The organism is Dyadobacter sp. HNCC25DJ183, assembly GCF_056895175.1.
On sequence record NZ_JBXHAP010000007.1, the window covers coordinates 335486 to 353976 of the forward strand.

Annotated in this window: 13 protein-coding genes; 11 read left to right on the forward strand and 2 right to left on the reverse strand. The window is 47.7% G+C overall.

Going from position 1 to position 18491, the window contains the following annotated elements:
* The first annotated feature begins 18 nt into the window (after positions 1 to 18).
* The 8 genes from AC1XTG_RS19290 (at position 19) to AC1XTG_RS19325 (ending at position 11435) form a co-directional block, all read left to right on the forward strand.
* Positions 19 to 927, forward strand: a complete 909-nt coding sequence (locus AC1XTG_RS19290) for a carbon-nitrogen hydrolase (protein WP_056285338.1) — start codon at positions 19 to 21, stop codon at positions 925 to 927.
* Positions 928 to 1689: 762 nt separating this feature from the next.
* A complete protein-coding gene (locus AC1XTG_RS19295; protein ID WP_484843071.1) occupies positions 1690 to 4845 on the forward strand; it encodes a SusC/RagA family TonB-linked outer membrane protein in 3156 nt (1051 codons plus the stop codon).
* Between the two features lie 37 nt (positions 4846 to 4882).
* Positions 4883 to 6361 (forward strand): SusD/RagB family nutrient-binding outer membrane lipoprotein, encoded by a 1479-nt coding sequence (locus tag AC1XTG_RS19300; protein ID WP_484843072.1) that lies wholly within the window; start codon positions 4883 to 4885, stop codon positions 6359 to 6361.
* A gap of 35 nt (positions 6362 to 6396) precedes the next feature.
* On the forward strand, positions 6397 to 6969 hold the full coding sequence (locus AC1XTG_RS19305; RefSeq protein WP_056285346.1) for a hypothetical protein: 573 nt from the start codon (positions 6397 to 6399) through the stop codon (positions 6967 to 6969).
* Positions 6970 to 7092: 123 nt separating this feature from the next.
* On the forward strand, positions 7093 to 8283 hold the full coding sequence (locus AC1XTG_RS19310) for a pyridoxal phosphate-dependent aminotransferase (RefSeq protein WP_056285349.1): 1191 nt from the start codon (positions 7093 to 7095) through the stop codon (positions 8281 to 8283).
* 338 nt (positions 8284 to 8621) lie between these two features.
* Positions 8622 to 9716 (forward strand): AEC family transporter, encoded by a 1095-nt coding sequence (locus AC1XTG_RS19315; protein WP_056285352.1) that lies wholly within the window; start codon positions 8622 to 8624, stop codon positions 9714 to 9716.
* Positions 9713 to 10294, forward strand: a complete 582-nt coding sequence (locus AC1XTG_RS19320; protein ID WP_484843073.1) for a Hint domain-containing protein — start codon at positions 9713 to 9715, stop codon at positions 10292 to 10294. The genes AC1XTG_RS19315 and AC1XTG_RS19320 overlap by 4 nt, the downstream gene beginning before the upstream one ends.
* A gap of 82 nt (positions 10295 to 10376) precedes the next feature.
* The gene (locus tag AC1XTG_RS19325) at positions 10377 to 11435 is read left to right on the forward strand and encodes an agmatine deiminase family protein (RefSeq protein WP_484843074.1); all 1059 of its coding nucleotides are present in this window, start codon (positions 10377 to 10379) and stop codon (positions 11433 to 11435) included.
* Between the two features lie 130 nt (positions 11436 to 11565).
* On the opposite strand, the gene AC1XTG_RS19330 is transcribed toward AC1XTG_RS19325, so the two are convergent.
* The gene (locus AC1XTG_RS19330) at positions 11566 to 12366 is read right to left on the reverse strand and encodes a glycoside hydrolase family 25 protein (protein ID WP_484843075.1); all 801 of its coding nucleotides are present in this window, start codon (positions 12364 to 12366) and stop codon (positions 11566 to 11568) included.
* A gap of 159 nt (positions 12367 to 12525) precedes the next feature.
* On the opposite strand from AC1XTG_RS19330, the gene AC1XTG_RS19335 reads away from it, so the two are divergent.
* A complete protein-coding gene (locus tag AC1XTG_RS19335) occupies positions 12526 to 12903 on the forward strand; it encodes a DUF3244 domain-containing protein (protein WP_056286498.1) in 378 nt (125 codons plus the stop codon).
* A gap of 74 nt (positions 12904 to 12977) precedes the next feature.
* On the opposite strand, the gene leuS is transcribed toward AC1XTG_RS19335, so the two are convergent.
* A complete protein-coding gene (leuS, locus tag AC1XTG_RS19340; protein ID WP_484843076.1) occupies positions 12978 to 15845 on the reverse strand; it encodes a leucine--tRNA ligase in 2868 nt (955 codons plus the stop codon).
* Between the two features lie 288 nt (positions 15846 to 16133).
* On the opposite strand from leuS, the gene AC1XTG_RS19345 reads away from it, so the two are divergent.
* Both AC1XTG_RS19345 and AC1XTG_RS19350 read left to right on the forward strand, forming a co-directional pair.
* Positions 16134 to 16805 carry a porin family protein gene (locus AC1XTG_RS19345; RefSeq protein WP_056285361.1) on the forward strand — a complete coding sequence of 224 codons (672 nt, stop codon included), beginning with the start codon at positions 16134 to 16136 and terminating at the stop codon, positions 16803 to 16805.
* Between the two features lie 177 nt (positions 16806 to 16982).
* The gene (locus tag AC1XTG_RS19350; protein ID WP_056285364.1) at positions 16983 to 18473 is read left to right on the forward strand and encodes a helix-turn-helix domain-containing protein; all 1491 of its coding nucleotides are present in this window, start codon (positions 16983 to 16985) and stop codon (positions 18471 to 18473) included.
* Positions 18474 to 18491: the final 18 nt, after the last annotated feature.

The window sequence follows — 18491 nt, forward strand, 5'->3', positions numbered from 1 at the left end:
ATCCACCAACCCAGATTCATGACAAAAAAAGTAAACATAGGTTTGGTACAAATGAGCTGTACCGCTGATGTTGAAGCCAATTTTCAGAAAGCAACTGTAAAAATCCGCGAGGCTGCCGCAAAAGGCGCTAACATTATCTGCCTGCAGGAGCTTTTCAAATCCCTTTATTTCTGCGATGTCGAGGACCATGGAAATTTCGCATTAGCCGAGGCAATTCCCGGACCTTCTACCATAGAGCTCGGTGCACTTGCCAAAGAACTGGGGGTTGTGATTATCGCATCACTATTCGAGAAACGTGCGCACGGCTTGTACCATAATACCACTGCCGTACTCGATGCAGACGGTGCTTACCTGGGGAAATATCGCAAAATGCACATTCCCGACGATCCCGGTTATTACGAGAAGTTCTATTTCACACCCGGAGATGCACCTACCGGCGATCCGCAGGAGCAAGGTGACAAAGACGGTTACCGGATTTTTGAAACAAAATTTGCGAAAATCGGTGTGCTGATCTGCTGGGACCAATGGTACCCCGAAGCAGCGCGGATTACAAGTTTAATGGGCGCGGAAATCCTTTTCTACCCTACCGCAATTGGCTGGGATACCAACGAAACCGACCCGGCTACCAATGAGGAACAGTACGGAGCCTGGCAGACTATCCAGCGCGGACACGCTGTCGCAAATGGCGTTTACGTAGTGTCGGTGAACCGCGTCGGCCGCGAAGCAGACCAGCAGTTCTGGGGAGGTTCATTCATCGCAAATCCGCATGGAAGATTGATATACCTGGCGCCGCATGAAGAGGAAGTTACACATGTACAGGAACTTGATCTCCAAAAGCTCGACCATTACCGTACTACCTGGCCATTCCTACGCGACCGACGGGTGGATTCGTACAGGCCGATATTGAAACGGTACATTGACGCTTAAATATAATTATTCCTGGTTTATACAAATAAGGCTTCTATCCGGAGCCTTATTTTTTTTGTCCCTGACCTAAGAAAACATTTTTAACCGGCATTTCCTTAAAAGTAACCATTTGTCACAAGACAGAATTCAATTCTAAACCTATAAACATCTATACAATAGCTATTTAGGAAGTATTATAGACAAAAATAACCTAGTAAAATGGTAGATAATCCTCAAAAGCAGGTTTATTGAAATTTTTTATCAGATTATTACAAAAGGATTTTATATAGATTTTAAATGACCAATTTTTATTGCAAAAAAGTCGACATTTTTAATCTAATCTCTTGCATCTTTTCACATTGTCAGTATATTTGAGAAGTCGTTAAACGAATGACTGAACTTCTAAGCCGAAGGCATATTCGAGCCGCACATGAATATGTCTGATTGTTGAGAGAAGAACATACCACGAACCGAAGGGATTATCTGTAATCTTTTCAGGGATGTTCACAACCAACATAATATAATTTTTTTAATACTTATTTTCCCAGGACAACGTGGACAGGCACACTGCCAGGAGTAGCACTATGCTTTTCCCTTTGCATTCTTACCTGCCTGTCCTCGATTAAAGAGGGTATTGCTTTCCGGAAAAGCAGTGTTGCAAGCTTATGGCTGTGTTGTTCTGTCCACGCGAAAGTGTGTGCGGCGCACGGCAGTGTGGACACCACACAGCCATAACTTTTTTCTCCTGCTGAACACCAACTCACCATTTAACCTAACACTCCTATGCGTAAAGCTCTGCTCTTATTGTTATGGGTATGCCTTTGCTCTCCGCTTGCTTTCGCCCAGGTCAGGCAAGTCAGTGGAAAGATCACGGCAGCCGAAGATGGCCTTGGACTCGCCGGGGCTTCTGTCATTTATAAAGGGACCAATGTGGGTACCAATGCAGATGCAGACGGCAAATTCTCTTTTTCAGTGCCTGGCGATGGAATACTCGTGATCTCCTACGTAGGTTTTCTGATCAAGGAGCTGCCGATCGGTAACCAGACCGAATTCGATATCAAACTTGAATCTGACACCAGACAATTATCCGAGGTAGTTGTAACCGCATTCGGTATCGAGCGCGAGAAAAAGGCGCTGGGATATACAGTACAGGAAGTAAAAGGAAGTGCACTCACCGAGTCGCGCTCAACCAACGTAGCCAATGCATTATCCGGTAAAATCGCGGGTGTAAGGATTCAATCAAATGGCGGACCGGGAAGCGGCTCCACCATCCAGATACGCGGCGCCTCTTCCGTTTCAGGAAATAATCAGCCGCTGATCGTTATCGACGGTGTGCCTATGGAACAAACTGCCAACAAAACCTATGGCGGCGGGATTTCGGAAGTAAACCCCGACAACATTAAGGAAATGTCTGTTTTGAAAGGACCTAATGCAGCTGCATTGTACGGATCGCGCGCAGCAAACGGCGTAATTTTGATTACAACGAAAACGGGCCAGGGAACTAAGGGATTGGGTGTTGATATTAACTCCAACATCACATTTGAACGTCCGTGGATCAAGCCTGATTTTCAAAATACATACGGTGGCGGAAATGGCTACCGCACCTGGTACAATGACGGTTGGAGCGGTACTATCTCCGATGCTAACCAAATAGCGCAATACCGTGCCGTGTACGACGCGAGATATCCACTCGCGGGATCAGAAGGTACAGACGAAAGCTGGGGAGCTCCGATGGACGGACGCCTGGTGAGACAGTGGTGGACTGGTGACGATGTTGCACCACTGACTCCTCAGCCTAATAACTGGGATGAATACTGGCAAACAGGCCAGACCATCACCAACAGCATTGCATTGAATGGCGGGAACGACAAAGGTTACTTTCGCCTGGGACTAAGCCGCGTGGATCAGAAAGGGATCATGTACTACAATGATTTCCACCGGAATAACTTCCGTATCAACTCCGGCTACAATCTGACAAAAAACCTGAGCGTAACCCTTTCCGGTGAGTACATTAAGTCGGGCTCTGACAACCGCAGCTACACGGGCGGACAGGAATTTATCTGGTCGCACCGCCACGTTTCGTGGGATCAGCTGCGTGACTATGAAAGCTATACCGACGTTCATAACCAGCGCGCCGGAGACACCGATCCTCCTCACTGGCAGCACACGTTTTTTACAAACCCATATTTCTCCCAGAAAAACCTGCCGTCCGGCAATGAAAAGGACCGTCTGCTCGGCAATATCGCATTGAACTATAAAATCCTTCCTTCGCTGAGCATTCTGGTGCGGACCGGAACAGATTACTGGAATGATACCCGGATCAATGTATCCAACTTCCTGCGCGTCAGGAATGGGGTACGCACGCCGGGCCGCTACTCTGAGGAAGTACTGAGGAGCCAGGAAACCAACTCGGATTTCATGCTCACTTTCAACAAAGACCTGACATCTGACTTTGGGATGAATGTGCAGTTCGGAGGTATCCAGCGTAAAAATTATTACAAAAGAAACTACTTCTATGTTGGCGAACTGGTGGTGGACGGACTTTATAATGCAGGAAACTCGGTGGCCAGCCAGAACAGCATTGAAAGCGAGATCAGGGAATCGGAAACGCAAAGCTTGTTTGGAACTGCCAATTTCTCATGGAAAGACGCATTGTTCCTCGACTTGACTGCCCGTAACGACTGGTCGAGCACATTGCCTTCCAATGCACGCTCCTACTTCTACCCTTCTGCTTCTGTAAGTGCGGTGATTACCGAATTGCTGGATTTAAAAGGAAATGTTTTCTCTTTCGGCAAGATCCGCGCGAGCTATGCACAGGTAGGTAACGACGCCAGTCCTTACCAGCTTGCACAAACGTTCCAGTCGAAAGGTCCTTGGAACGGATCGGTTGCCAAGTTTGCAGAGAACATTGAGATCGCGAATTCTACGCTAAAACCTGAAATCACAACCGGTCTGGAACTGGGTGCAGACCTGCGTTTTTTCAAAGGAAAAATCGGACTTGATGTTACCTATTACGACCAGACCACGAGAGACCAGATCCTGGGCGTAGAGATTTCCAAAGCAAGCGGGTACAATACACGTATCCTGAATGCAGGTAAAATCACCAACAAAGGAGTCGAAATAAGCATTTCGGGCACCCCAGTGAAATTACCGAACGGGCTCAGCTGGGATGTTTCGCTAAACTGGGCCCGCAACCGCAATAAGGTGGTGGAGCTTGCAGAAGGACTTACTACTTACACGCTCACAACTCAGCGCGGTATGTCTTCCGAGGCCCGGGTAGGCCAGCCTTACGGTACCTTCTACGGTGTAGGTTTCCAGAAATACAATGGACAGGTGGTGTACGGCGCCAACGGGCTGCCGATCACTGCTGGCGGCCAGAGACTTGGCAACATTCAGCCTGACTGGATCGGCGGCATGCAGAACACATTGAACTTCAAAGGCTTCTCGCTGAGCGCATTGGTGGATGTACGTATGGGTGGTGATATTTATGACGAAGGTACTGGCACCGCGCGCTGGACTGGTCAGTATGCTGAAACTGCATTGGGCCGCGAGGAAGGTGTAATCGGCAAAGGTGTACGTGAACTAACTGCTGCCGATGGTTCCAAATCGTATGTTCCAAATGACGTGATCGTAACTGCAAATCAGCTTTACGGATACAGCAACCCTCGTAACTACCACGAATCGGCCATTTTCGATGCCAGCTATGTAAAGCTTCGCGAATTGTCTCTGGGCTACACTTTCAGCGCTTCGATCCTGAAAAAAGTAAAAATCCAGTCGGCTAAATTATCGGTGGTAGGACGTAACGTGTGGATGATATTCAAGAATACGCCGCACATCGATCCGGAAATTGACGCAAAAGGTGCCAACGGACAAGGTTTTGGTTACGGTGAATTGCCAAGCTCACGCAGCATAGGCGCCAACCTTTCACTCTCGTTTTGATCCAGCAAGCTATTCAGGGACATTAAAGATTTTTGAAATGAAAAACATACTGACTCATAGAAATATCTGGATGACAGCCCTCGCGGGGATTCTTACGGCGACCAGCTGCACCAAGGATTTTGACGAAATGAATACCAGTCCCAACAGCCCCACGGCGATTGGGCCACAATACCTGCTTCCCCAAGGCATTGAAACTTCCATTGACCGCTACTGGGGACACAGAGAACGGTTTGAACGGATCAACATTGATGCTGCCGAGCTGTATGTGCAACATTTGACCCGTAACATTTACAGTAACGAAGGCGACGATTACACGGTTTCTCCTGCCCTGCTCTCCAATAACTGGAAAGGCTTCTTCAACGATGGTTTGCTGAATTTCCAGCGCATTATCACACAAACCAACGCAGAATCAGCTACTCCGAACAGCAATTACGAAGGTGTGGCGCTAGTGATGCGCAGCTGGGTTTTTTCATTGCTCACGGATATGTACGGTGCAATCCCTTACAGCGACGCGATCAAAGGAACAGCAACTGAGCCGATTTATACACCGAAGTATGATTCAATGGAAGCTGTATATGCAGGTTTGCTGAACGACCTGAAAATGGCGAACGAAAAGCTGGTAGTAGGCGGACCGGCGATTGCAGGTGATATCCTTTACGGTGGCGACATTCTGAAATGGAAGAAGTTTGCCAACTCGCTCCGGCTGCGCCTGGCCAACCGCCAGGCAGCCAAGAAACCGGCAGAATCAAAGGCGATTATGGCTGAAATCCTGGCAGATGCAACCAAGTATCCCCTGTTTACGAGCAATGCAGACAATGCTTCGCTGAAATGCACCACGGTACTTCCAAGCAACAATGAATGGAACCAGATCCTGATACAGGGCGGTCGTACCGACTGGAACATCAGCAAAACGCTGGCCGACAAGATGAACGAGCTGGGCGACACGCGCATTACCGTTTACGCCAACCCAAACAAAGACGGCATTTACCAGGGCCACCCAAATGGGTTACCGGATGCGATCGCGACTAACTACCTGTCTTCGAGTGCAACCATCGGCAAGGCTTTCACTGACGCAGCTGCGCCTGAGGTGATTATGACGCTGGCAGAATTGAAGTTTATCCTTGCAGAAGCGGCGGTTGACGGTGATATCACAGCCAATGCGCAGACGCTTTACGAAGAAGGGATCACAGCTTCATTTGCACAATACGGACTTACTCCTCCTGCCGGCTATTTTGCCAAAGCAGGTGCGGCCAGCAAAGAAAAGATACTTGAACAAAAATGGATTTCATTGTTCGGGCAGGGCGTAGAGGCCTGGATTGAATGGCGGAGAACGGGCTTGCCGGTATTCCCTGCGCCAGACCCGAGAGCGGTATTAAACAATAACGGTGTTCTGCCAACCCGCTTCAACTATCCTGCTTCCGAATACTCTCTGAACCAGAAGTCGGTATCCGATGGTGTAAATCTAAATGGAGGCGCCGATGATATGAAAACAAAACTTTGGTGGGCCGAGAAATAGACAGCCGATTTTATCCATTCAAGACATCAGAAATCATGAACAATATCAAGACTTTTCTCCCCGGACTTTGTCTGCTTGTTACTGCCGCATTAGGACTTACCTCTTGTAAGGAAGAAGACCCCTTCCTCGACAGGAATGTAGCGCCGGTGCTGGTGGATATAGTAGGTGCACCGTTTGGAGCGCCGCTTGCAAGTACTCCCTCGGTAGCTTACGACAGTTCCATGCAGGAACTGGTACTGACTTCCCGCCTCCTCGAACTTGACAAAACGAACATCCTGGACCACACCAAAGGGATTGATTCCATTCCGGTGCCGAACATTGCGATGAAGGTTTCTTTCGACCTTACTAAAACTGTCAAACCGGGCAAAGTCGATTACAAGGGTGTCACCTACAACTTTACCGCCGAAACATTTAAGGCGGCCGGCGTTTTGGGCGAGGTTACATCTGACGCAAATGGAGTGGTTACATTAAAGACCACCTACAAAGCTTTGGGACTTACCGGGAACAGGATCCAGCGGAAAGATGACATTATCAAGCTAAGCTGGACAGGTACCCATAAGGGGATCGCATTCACCAGAACCTCACAAATGGCTGTAACAAAGAATTAACTGCAATATTCGAATTATACGAAGGTTTGATCTGCATTATTTAGTTATCGCAATCACATTCACTTGAATTTTTATTAAATTACAATATACTTATCGTCACGAATCTTACTAAACTGTTGAACAATGAACCACAAAATGGACCGTCGGAATCTACTTAAATCCGGTTTAATGGCAATCGGAGGTATGACCCTGGCTCCGCATCTGAGCATGGGAGCTTTTGCTAACTCACCATTGTCTTTGGATCCGGAAAACCGCATTTACCGAAGCCCAATGGTAAGAGAACATTTTTTACCAGCTGATTTCAAAGCACCGAAGATCGTAGCAAAACTGAATGCAAACGAAAACCCTTATGGGCCGCCGATGTCAGCACAAAAGGCTGTTGCGGATTCTGTGAAAAACGGTAACCGTTATGCATGGAAAGAAATGTACGACCTGGTAGATAAAATTGCCAAGAAAGAAGGTGTATCTGCGGACCACATTATGATGGGACCGGGCTCGTCGGACCTTTTGGAAAAAGTGGCGCTGGTTACATTCATGAATGGAAAAGGAAACATCGTTTCGGCTGACCCCTGCTATATGTCGCTTGTACAGGTGGCTAAGTCAGTAGGCGCAACCTGGAAGCCGGTTCCTTGTACAGCAGACTGGTCACACGACCTGAAAGCAATGGAAGCAGCAATCGACAGCGAAACCAAGCTGGTGTACGTTTGCAACCCAAACAACCCCACCGGCGCGATCACGAAAGGTCAGGACCTGCTTGATTTCTGTTCACGCGTATCCGAAAAAGTACCTGTATTTGTAGACGAAGCTTACATTGAGCTGGCAGTAGGTGCAGACACGCAAAGCATGGTATCCCTGCTTACTCAAAAGAAAAATGTGATCGTGGCCCGTACTTTCTCCAAAATTATGGGAATGGCAGGTATTCGCGTGGGTTATATGGTGGCACTTCCGTCTTACCTGGAAAGCATCAACAAGATCACCCGCGGCGGAATGGGAATATCGTACACTTCGATCTTCGCTGCTTCTGCCAGTCTCGACGACAAGGATTTCCAGGGCAACACGCGCAAGCTCAACCACGAAGCAAAACTGTACCTCTACGAAAACCTGGATAAAATGGGATACAAATACATTCCTTCCTACACCAACTTCGTGTTGTTCCCGGTTACGATCCCCGGAAAAGAGCTGTTAACGAAACTGAATGCAAAAGGCGTCGCAGTCCGCGCATTCGATATCCAGAACAAACCATGGTGCCGCGTGAGTCTCGGTACAATGGATGAAATGAAAGCGTTTGTAGGGGCGCTGAACCAGTTGAGCTAAACTTCGACCGCCCAGCGGCCTGGTCCGCTCAGTTTGACAAGGCGGTAGGCGCTCGAAGGTACGTGTCTTCGACTGCCCGGCGGTCGAAGTGCATACAACCCGCCCTTGTCACACTGAGCGCAGTCGAAGTGCTTTTGCGAAGTGCATTCTTCGTAGCACCTTCGACTGCGCTCAGGCTGACAATCAACAGTCGACAATTTTGTCACGCTGAGCGCAGTCGAAGCGTCACACTGAGCGGACCGGGCGGTCAAAGCACACTCCCATTATCACGTACCCGGAAGTAACTACCCTCTTTAATCTCGTTATCACCGACTTTACCATTCAAATTCTTCTTGATTATGAGTGATGCATTGCAAAAAACCATAACACTCTTATTGCTGATTGCACTTGGCCTGCTCCTGAAAAGTAAGTTCAAAAACAAGGACCAGACCAATGGGATCAAAGAAATTATCCTTTCGGTTGCATTGCCATCCACCATCTTCATCTCGCTGATGAAGATCGACATAGACTCCTCCATGATCATCATTCCGCTGGTGACATTGGTTTTCAATTTCCTGATGTTCTTCTCCGCGCCGCTGGCTTTTGCGCTTTTTGGTGTGGAGAAAAATAGTCCGACCGGGCGGACATTAATGATGCTGATCCCATCGCTTGCGCCGGGCCTCTCCTGCTTTCCGTTTATTGCGGAGTTTTTAGGTGAAAAAAGTTTGGCAATCGCCGCACTGGCAGATGTGGGAAACAAATTTTTCGTACTGATATCACTCTATATTCTTGCGATGAATATGTTTCTGAAAAACAGCGACGACAAGGAAACGAAAGTGGGCGGAAAGCTCAAAAGCCTGTTTGCGAGTATGTTCCAGGAACCGATCAATCTGCTTATTTTTTTGGCAATCATTCTGCTTAGTCTGGGCATCAACTACAATACCCTTCCTTCCCTGGTTACCGATCTTTTTGACAAAACCAGTGCGATGATGACACCGCTGGTGCTGCTGTTTATCGGATTGGCGGTTCAGTTAAAAGAAGGCAAAAAGCGGATCGTAGCAAGCATTTTGTTCTTTCGCGCGGGCATTACCATGCTGATCAGCGCAGGGATGATTTATGTGCTCAATATCAATGATTATGCGATGATACTGCTCGCTATTGTGATCCCATTGAGCGCGGCAAGCTTTTGGCCGCTGGCGCATATTTCTGCATTCAACCTGAAAGAAGATGCCAAGGGTTTACCCAAAGAAAAACGCACATTTGATCTTGAACTCGCAGTACTGCTGCTCGCATTCTCACTGCCTTTTTCCACAATCCTGATCCTCGCGATCCTTTCCTCGGGCACATTCTTTACCCATAACACCACGCTTATTTCTGCCGGATTGATCCTGATCGGACTGGGTGCAATTCCCAACGCAGTGAGTAAGGTTTTTGTTAAAGTGTCAAAAGCATGAAACGGATACTTAGCATTTCATTCCTGCTGTTTGCCTCGGCCCATCTTTTTGCCCAAACAACCAACGAGCGCATTCAATCGGAAGCAACTATCAAAGTTGCCAAGAAAAAGAAACGGTACCAGTACTTTTCAGGCAGCGCGCCGGTCACCATGGCCGATGGAAGTGTAAAGCCGATCGCTGATGTAAAAATCGGCGAACACGTTAAAACCTGCAAAGACGGCAAAAGCACAACCACCCAGGTGAAGCAGATTAACGTATTTACAGAACCTTACTCGGCACTTACCGCCATTTATCTTCGCCCCGCCGAAGAACCTGGTTACATTGATCAGAAGATCGTACCTGCCCTCCTGCTTGAAGCCACGCCAGATCACCGCGTGCAGACCAAAAATGGTAAGAAAAGAATGCGCAAACTGTCGAAAAACGACATTCTTTACCATTATGAACCTGCTACCGACCTTGTTTCATCCTGGAAAGTGGGCGCCGTAAAAGAGAATGCGCGTAAAGTAAACAAGGCCTATCACCTGGAAACTGTCGACGGGACTTACCTGGTAGAGAATGTGATGGTAGCGAATAATTAGGAGCTGTTAGCCTCCCTCACTTCTTGTCATAACCCCAAACCTTTCCGACATTTGCGGTTCAATCAAATTCAATCGCATTACCGTGTCAGCGTTTCAAACTTCGTCAACCCCGAAAGAATCAGGTTTCATTTTCCCTGCCGAGTGGCACCCGCACCGCGCTACCTGGCTCACATTCCCGCATAATGAAGCTTCGTGGCAAGGCGACAAGTTGGCGCAAATGCGTCCTCAGTATCTTGCTTTTATAAAGGCGATCAGTGCAGGTGAAAATGTTGGGATTATTGCAAATGATGAAAATCTGAAAGCATTCATCACTGCCGAGCTCGAACGTACCGGTGTTGATTTGAACAAAATTGAATTTATTGTTAAACCTACCAATGATGCCTGGTGCCGCGATCACGGTCCTTCTTTCGTCATCAACCCGGAAACGAAGCAGAAAATGATCGTAGACTGGGGCCACAATGCGTGGGGAGGCAAGTATCCGCCTTACGACGACGATAACAGAACCCCGGCCGCAGTTGCACAGTACCTGAACTTACCGCTTGTAAATCCCGGCATTATCATGGAAGGGGGCGCAGTGGAGTTTAATGGCGCAGGCAGTGTGTTGACAAGCCGCTCGTGCCTTTTAAATACCAACCGGAACCCGCATTTAAGCCAGGCACAGATCGAACAGAAGCTTTGCGATTACTACGGTGTGGAACAGGTTCTTTGGGTAGAAGGCGGCATTGTAGGTGACGATACCGACGGCCACATTGACGATACCACACGCTTTATCAATGAAGATACCGTGGTGGCATGCGTAGAGCCTAATCGCAGCGACGAGAATTTTGAAATCCTGCAAACGAACCTGGGTATGCTCAAAAACATGCGCCTTGTAAATGGAAAACAGCTGAATATCATCGAGCTCCCCATGCCGAAAGCCGTAGTAATAGACGGGTTCCGCACGCCAGGTTCTTATGCCAATTTCCTGATCTGCAATGCAGGTGTGATCGTTCCTGTTTTCAATAATCCAAATGACGAGGTCGCAATTGATATATTGGAAAAAGCATTCGCCGGCTGGAAAATTATTCCCCTGCCCGCGACAGAGATCATCTGGGGACAAGGAAGCTTCCATTGCCTGAGCCAGCAGGAGCCGATGGTTTGAAGTTGTTGGGGTTGCAGGTTCTACTTTGCCTTGTGGCGGCATTTATCTCCTTTTACCCCAAACCCCTTAAAGGGGCTTACTTTGCTGCATGACAGAAAAAAAAGTCCCCTGTCAGGGGATTTAGGGGTAATCACTCCCCCAGCGCTTCCCAATCCTCGCCCTCGTGCAGGAATACATTATAATCTACAAAACCCCTGATCCCGTCAGCCCAACCTTTTTCGCTGTGTTGCCAGAAGAGCACCTGAGCGTCGCGGGAGAGGTCGCCGATGTCGGTGCGTGAATAGCCTGCCAGCCACAGCGGATAATCGTCAAAGTTGCCTGCAATGTATTTCTTGTAAAAATGCTCGTTGACGTAAATGATCGGACGCACGCCATAATGCGCTTCGATTTGTGTCAACCAGTTTTGTACGCCTTTTATGATGATATCGTCCGGGCGGCCTGCATGCGTTTCCAGGTCGAGCACAGGAGGTAAGTCGCCGGGTTCCATCCGCACCTGCCCGATAAAGTTTTGTACCTGCCGGTCGGACATAACACGGGGATTGTAAAAATGGTAAGCCCCGCGCTTCATTCCCACGCGCCTTGCTTCTGTCCAGTTGCGTTTAAATTGTCTGTCAAGATGCGTCGCGCCTTCTGTGGCTTTGATATACACAAAATCAATCCCCACTTCGCCCGATCGGGTAGCTTTGAGCTTATCCCAGTTGATCCTGGCATTATGATGCGATACGTCGATGCCATGAATTGCGTAGCGCATTGGTAAGCGTATACCAAACTTGCTGACAAACTCCCATTGGTTTTCATCCTTGCTATCGCGCCACCAAATGATCCCGATGATCAGTAAAGCCACTCCGGCAATGATCGCCCAACCTTTCGGCGGAAGTGGTTTGAGGTAATTTGTTTTACTGACCGCAGTCTTAACTTTCCTTTTTGCCATACCGTGTAAAAATACGAAAGTTCAGTATTACCAGCTTCCAACCATTCATTTTCGCCAGTAACCATTCATGTACTTTGCAATACATAGTACCTGTTGTCACCTATCTTTGTTATGTCCATCAGGGACAACAAGAGAAGAACCTTTAAACATCTGTTAGCCATGAAAAACTTACTTAAAACAATCGCCTTCGCAGTAGCTTTCACTGTAGTATTCGTTTCAAATACTTTTGCCGATGACAAAGAAACCAAGAAAGCAACTTTTGGTACCGGCATTTTTGCTTCAAAATCCGGAAAGATCCATATCAACCTGGATAAATACACAGATCATAATGCGGTGATTCTTGTGACCGATCAAAAAGGTACTGTGATTTACAGAGAGGTAGTCGGCAAAAACGTTTCGAAATTCAGAAAAGCCCTGAATGTTGAAGATTTGCCAAATGGAGAATATACCATTGATGTGTGCGGAAAAGATGGAAAAGTGACCCGCCACTTCCAATTGTCGGAACAACCAGCCGAACGTGCACTTGCCATTAAATAAGGTGGGTAGCAAAAAGCAGAAGCCCGGTACAATCTAGGTTGTACCGGGCTTCTGCTTTTATCAATTACCGAAACCTAGGTTACCACGTTCACGATACGCTTCGGCACCACGATCACTTTCTTGGCTGGTTTTCCTTCCATCCATTTCTGCACCGTTTCATTCGCCAATACTTCCTGCTCCACCTCCGCGCTTGGCGTGTCGAGCGGGAATGGGAGTGATATCCTCACTTTCCCATTGATTTGTACCGGGTATTCAAATACGGCGTCTGTCACGTGCTGCTGCTCCCATTTCGGGAAAGCTGCCTTTGAAACACCACCGGCTTCGTTACCCAATGCAGCCCAAAGCTCCTCGGCAATGTGCGGGGCATAAGGGGAAATCAGCACAACCAGCTCCTGCAAAACGGCTTTACTCTGACATTTCAGACTGCTTAGTTCATTTACGCAAACCATAAATGCACTTACGCCGGTGTTGAATGAGAAGTTTTCAATATCCTCTTCAATCTTCTTGATCGTTTTGTGAAGGATCTTCAACTCTTCCGGTTTCGCCGGAATATCTTTCACAAGGAACTGTCCATTTTCATTGTAAAACAACCTCCACAACTTCCTGATAAATCGGTAAGTACCGTCAATCCCGTTTGTATTCCAAGGTTTGGCCTGATCAAGCGGCCCGAGGAACATTTCGTAAAGCCGCAAAGTATCCGCTCCGTATTTATCTACAATATCATCAGGATTAACGACATTGAATTTGGATTTGGACATTTTCTCCACTTCCACGCCGCACACATATTTGCCGTCTTCCAGGATGAAAACAGCATTTTCAGCGCCGATATCTGCCCGCGTCGCTTTGAACCTTTCAATATCCAGCACGTCACTCTGCACGATATTTACATCTACATGCAAAGCAGATACTTCATATTGGTCCTTCAAGCCCGCGCTGACAAAAGTCGGGTTCTTATAGTCATCACTTTTTACCCGGTACACAAAATTGCTGCGTCCCTGGATCATTCCCTGGTTGATCAGCTTCTTAAATGGCTCTTCCTGGGGCACATAACCTTTGTCTTTCAGGAATTTATTCCAAAAGCGGCTGTACAGTAAGTGGCCGGTCGCGTGCTCGGTTCCGCCCATGTACAAATCCACATTCTGCCAGTAATCAATCGCTTCTCTGGAAGCAAATGCAGACTCGTTCTTAGGGTCCATATACCGGTACCAATACCAGCTGCTACCCGCCCAGCCCGGCATTGTGCTCAGCTCATACGCATTACCCGATCCGTGCATCCAGCCCTGCGCGCGACCCAGCGGCGGCTCGCCCGACTCGGTAGGCAGGTATTTATCTACATCCGGCAAATTCAATGGAAGCTCACTCTCGTCCATCAGGTAAGGTAATGGCGTTCCGTCGCTGCTGTTTTTGTAAAAAACGGGCACCGGTTCCCCCCAGTAACGCTGGCGGCTGAAAACCGCATCGCGCAATCTGTAATTGATCTTTCCTTTACCCAAGCCTTTCTCTTCCAGCCACTGGATCAACACTTTATTTGCTTCATGGAATGTAAGCCCGTTGATGATCCCGGAATTAATGTATTTACCTTCTTTGGTATTGTCCGCCTGCGTTTCAATGTCTTTTTGAGCGTCCAGGATTGGCACAATGGGCAGATCAAAATGCTTTGCAAAGTTCCAGTCACGCTGGTCGCCGGAAGGTACCGCCATTACTGCGCCGGTTCCGTAACCTGCCAAAACATAATCAGCAATGTAAACAGGCACCTTTTCGCCGCTGAACGGATTGATCACGTAAGCACCGGTAAATGCACCAGAGACCGTTTTCACATCCGACATTCTGTCCCGCTCCGACTTCTTCTGCGTCATTGCAATGTAAGCATCGATATCAGCCCGCTGCTCCGGAGTCGTAATCTGGTCCACCAGCTCATGCTCCGGCGCAATCACCATAAAAGTAACCCCGTAAATGGTGTCGACTCTTGTGGTGAAGACTTCTATGAAGGAGGAAGGGTTAATGCCTCCTTTATCCTCCCTATCTTCCCTTTCCTCCATCCTCCCTTTATTCCCTTTATCAAACAGTTCAAACCTGACCAACGCACCTACCGACCTTCCGATCCAGTTGCGTTGCTGCTCTTTCAGTGAATCTGTCCATTCTACGGTATCCAGACCGTCCAGCAGGCGCTGCGAGTATGCAGTAATGCGCATCATCCATTGGCGCATTGATTTCTGTACTACCGGGAATCCGCCTCTTTCGGAAACCCCGTCTTTTACTTCATCATTCGACAATACAGAACCTAATCCCGCACACCAGTTAACGGTAGCGTCGGCCACGTAGGTCAGTCTGTATTTCAATGTCATTTTATATTGCTCTTCTTCCGACCACGCATTCCATTCTGCTGCGGTAAATGAAGGGGTATCTTCGTCGCAAGGCGCATTGACGCTGCTGTTACCTGACTGGCTAAACTGCTCCGTCAAGGTATCGATCGATTCGGCTTGATCCGTATCGTTGTTGTACCAGCTGTTAAAAAGTTCGCGGAAGATCCATTGTGTCCATTTATAATAGGACGGATCAGAAGTACGCACTTCGCGGCTCCAGTCGTAGCTTAGTCCCAGGTTTCTCAGCTGCTCAATGTACCGGGCAATGTTTTGTTCGGTAGTAATTGCAGGATGCTGGCCCGTCTGGATCGCATATTGTTCCGCGGGCAAGCCGAAGCTGTCAAATCCCATCGGATGCAGCACGTTAAAGCCTTTCAGCCGCTTGTAGCGCGAGTAGATATCAGAAGCGATATACCCCAGCGGGTGTCCCACGTGCAGACCAGCTCCCGATGGATACGGAAACATATCCAGCACATAAAACTTGGGCTGCTCTGCGTTATTTGAAACCTTGTAGGTTTCATTGGCCTGCCAGTATTGCTGCCACTTCTGTTCTATTTCCCTATGGCTATATTCACTCATAATGATTGATTTAAATGCATTCCGGGGCTTCGATACATTCAGCGCAGGGAATGTTTTCCTTAAAGGAAGGTGACTTATGTTAACTGATTTCTGATCAAACCGCAAAAATAGGCTTTTTGCTTGTATTCACTTTGCTAAATCCTGCATTAACCTGCTAAAAAGAGCCGCCTCAGCTGGCGTCTGGGGAATCTGCTGCCCAATAAAAGCGAAGATCCATGCTTGAAAACCCGGCACAGGTTTTTACAGAAAAACAGTGTTCATCATTAAAAACCAAAAACTACAAATACAATGAAAAACATGTTTATTGTGCTGTGTGCACTCTGCATAAGCTATTCCGCATCGGCTCAATACGACCCGGCTTTCCGGTTCGGGATTAAGGCAGGAGCTAATCTGTCGAATATCAATGGAAGCAATGATTTGTCACTGAATTCAGGTGGAAACGCATTTAATTTTAAAGATAACGACAACCGCTCTCTCGGCTTTGTAGGTGGTGTATTTTTCCGGTTTGGTAAAAATGTATATATCCAGCCAGAATTCCTTTTGTCTCAAAAAGGTGGAAGATTTAATGTATACGAAGACGGTGTTCAGAATTCTGACGGAAAAGTAGATGTACGTTTTTCTAACCTGGATGTACCTGTTCTTTTCGGTGTGCGTATTGCCCGTTTTTTCAGGATCAATGTGGGTCCGATGGCTTCATTAAGATTGAACAGCAACGGAAAGCTGGGTGATTCTTTTGACGATGTTACCGGCAGCAACTCAGAAGCGGAATTCAAAAACCGCCTTGCTTACGGTTACCAGGCTGGTGTAGGCTTTGACTTCGGTCGCCTGAGCCTTGATGTTCGTTACGAAGGAAACTTCACCGAGGTAGTGAACGTCAATTTTAACAACAGTACTACTGCGTCACAATTTGGCAAAAAAGGGAATTTGTTCCAGGCAACACTGGGCTTCTCTATTTTGTAAAAAACGCAAAATCCAAGTCACTTAAAACGGGATCTGTCAACGATGGATCCCGTTTTTATTTATACAAAATGCGATGTGAATGCAATGCGAAGTCCGGGATTTCTACTTTTGTATTTCTTTAATTAAATTGCCTGAACGCGAAACCCTTTTTGATTCGGGCCTTTTCTATCCAAAATAGTGGCGATAAACACAGATAATGTCAGGTTGGTTTTTGGATTGAAGCTGAAACAGCTGCGGCTCGATAAAGGCATGTCGCTCAGTGAGCTATCATCAAAATCGGGGCTTTCCATTTCTTACATCAATGAGATTGAGAAAGGAAAAAAATATCCGAAGTCGGATAAGATCCTGGCACTTGCACGCGCTATTGATGTAGACTACGATACGCTGGTCTCCCTCAAACTGAGCAAAAGGCTGGAACCGATCTCCGACCTGCTCAGCTCCAACATACTGACCGAGCTCCCGCTCGAACTTTTCGGGATTGACCCGGCCAACCTGCTTGAAATCCTCTCCGACGCGCCCATGAAGATCAGTGCCTTCGTAGGTACGCTGATCGAAATCGCGCGGAATTATAATATGTCGATCGAGAAATTCTATTTCTCTGCATTGCGGACCTATCAGGAAATGCACGACAATTATTTTGAAGATATCGAGACGGAAGCCGAGCGTTTCCTGGAAGCTTACAACGTGGCGCCTGAGAAACTACTAAGTGAAAAAGACCTCGCCGACATACTGATCACCCGCTTCAATTATACCATTGAAACGATCAACGAGCGCGTTAACCCTGAATTTTCCACTGTTCGCTCGCTGACAATCACGAACCCACTGGGTAACCGTTTGCTGATGAATGTGCATTTGTCTTCCGTCCAGCGCGCGTTTATTTACGGTCGTGAAATCGGGTATCTCACACTCGGACTGAAAAACAGGCTGCACACCACTGCATTGGTCGAAGCGGAATCTTTCGAACAGCTGCTGAACAACTTTAAAGCCTCGTACTTTGCCAGCGCGATCATTATCAAGCGGAGTTTGCTTGTACCAGCGATTACCCGCTTTTTTGAGCAAAAAACCTGGCAGCCAGAACAGTTGATCCAGCTGATACAGGATTTCAACACCACTCCCGAATCATTTTGCTACCGGCTGAGCAATGTGCTGCCGAGATACTTTGGCATTAACCAGATCTTCTTTTCGCGTTTCAATAACTTCGTGGGTCAGAATGTATTCGATATGACCAAGGAAATGCACATTTCCAGGAAACACTATCCGCATACAGTTCGCGACGAGCATTACTGCCGGCGGTGGGTTGCATTGACGATCCTGAATGATCTGGCTGATAACATCAGGAGTAAAGAACCGCCCCGGGTACTCTGCAAGGCGCAGAAATCCACCTATGTCGATACGCAGGACGAGTACCTGGTGATCAGCTTCGCGCAGCCCATGTCGCCTACGCCGAACCTGAATGTAAGTGTTTCAATGGGCATTTACCTCGACGCGCAAACACGCGAAAAGCTGGCCTTCCTCGACGACCCGAACCTACCCTCACGGGAAGTGAACCAAACGTGCGAAAGATGCTCGCTCTTCGATTGCCGCGAGCGTATCGCTGCCCCGATCATTCTGCAGAAAAAGCATAAAAACGAAGCATTGCGGAAAGCTTTGAAAAAGATAATACCTTAAAGCTTGTACTTGCAGCTT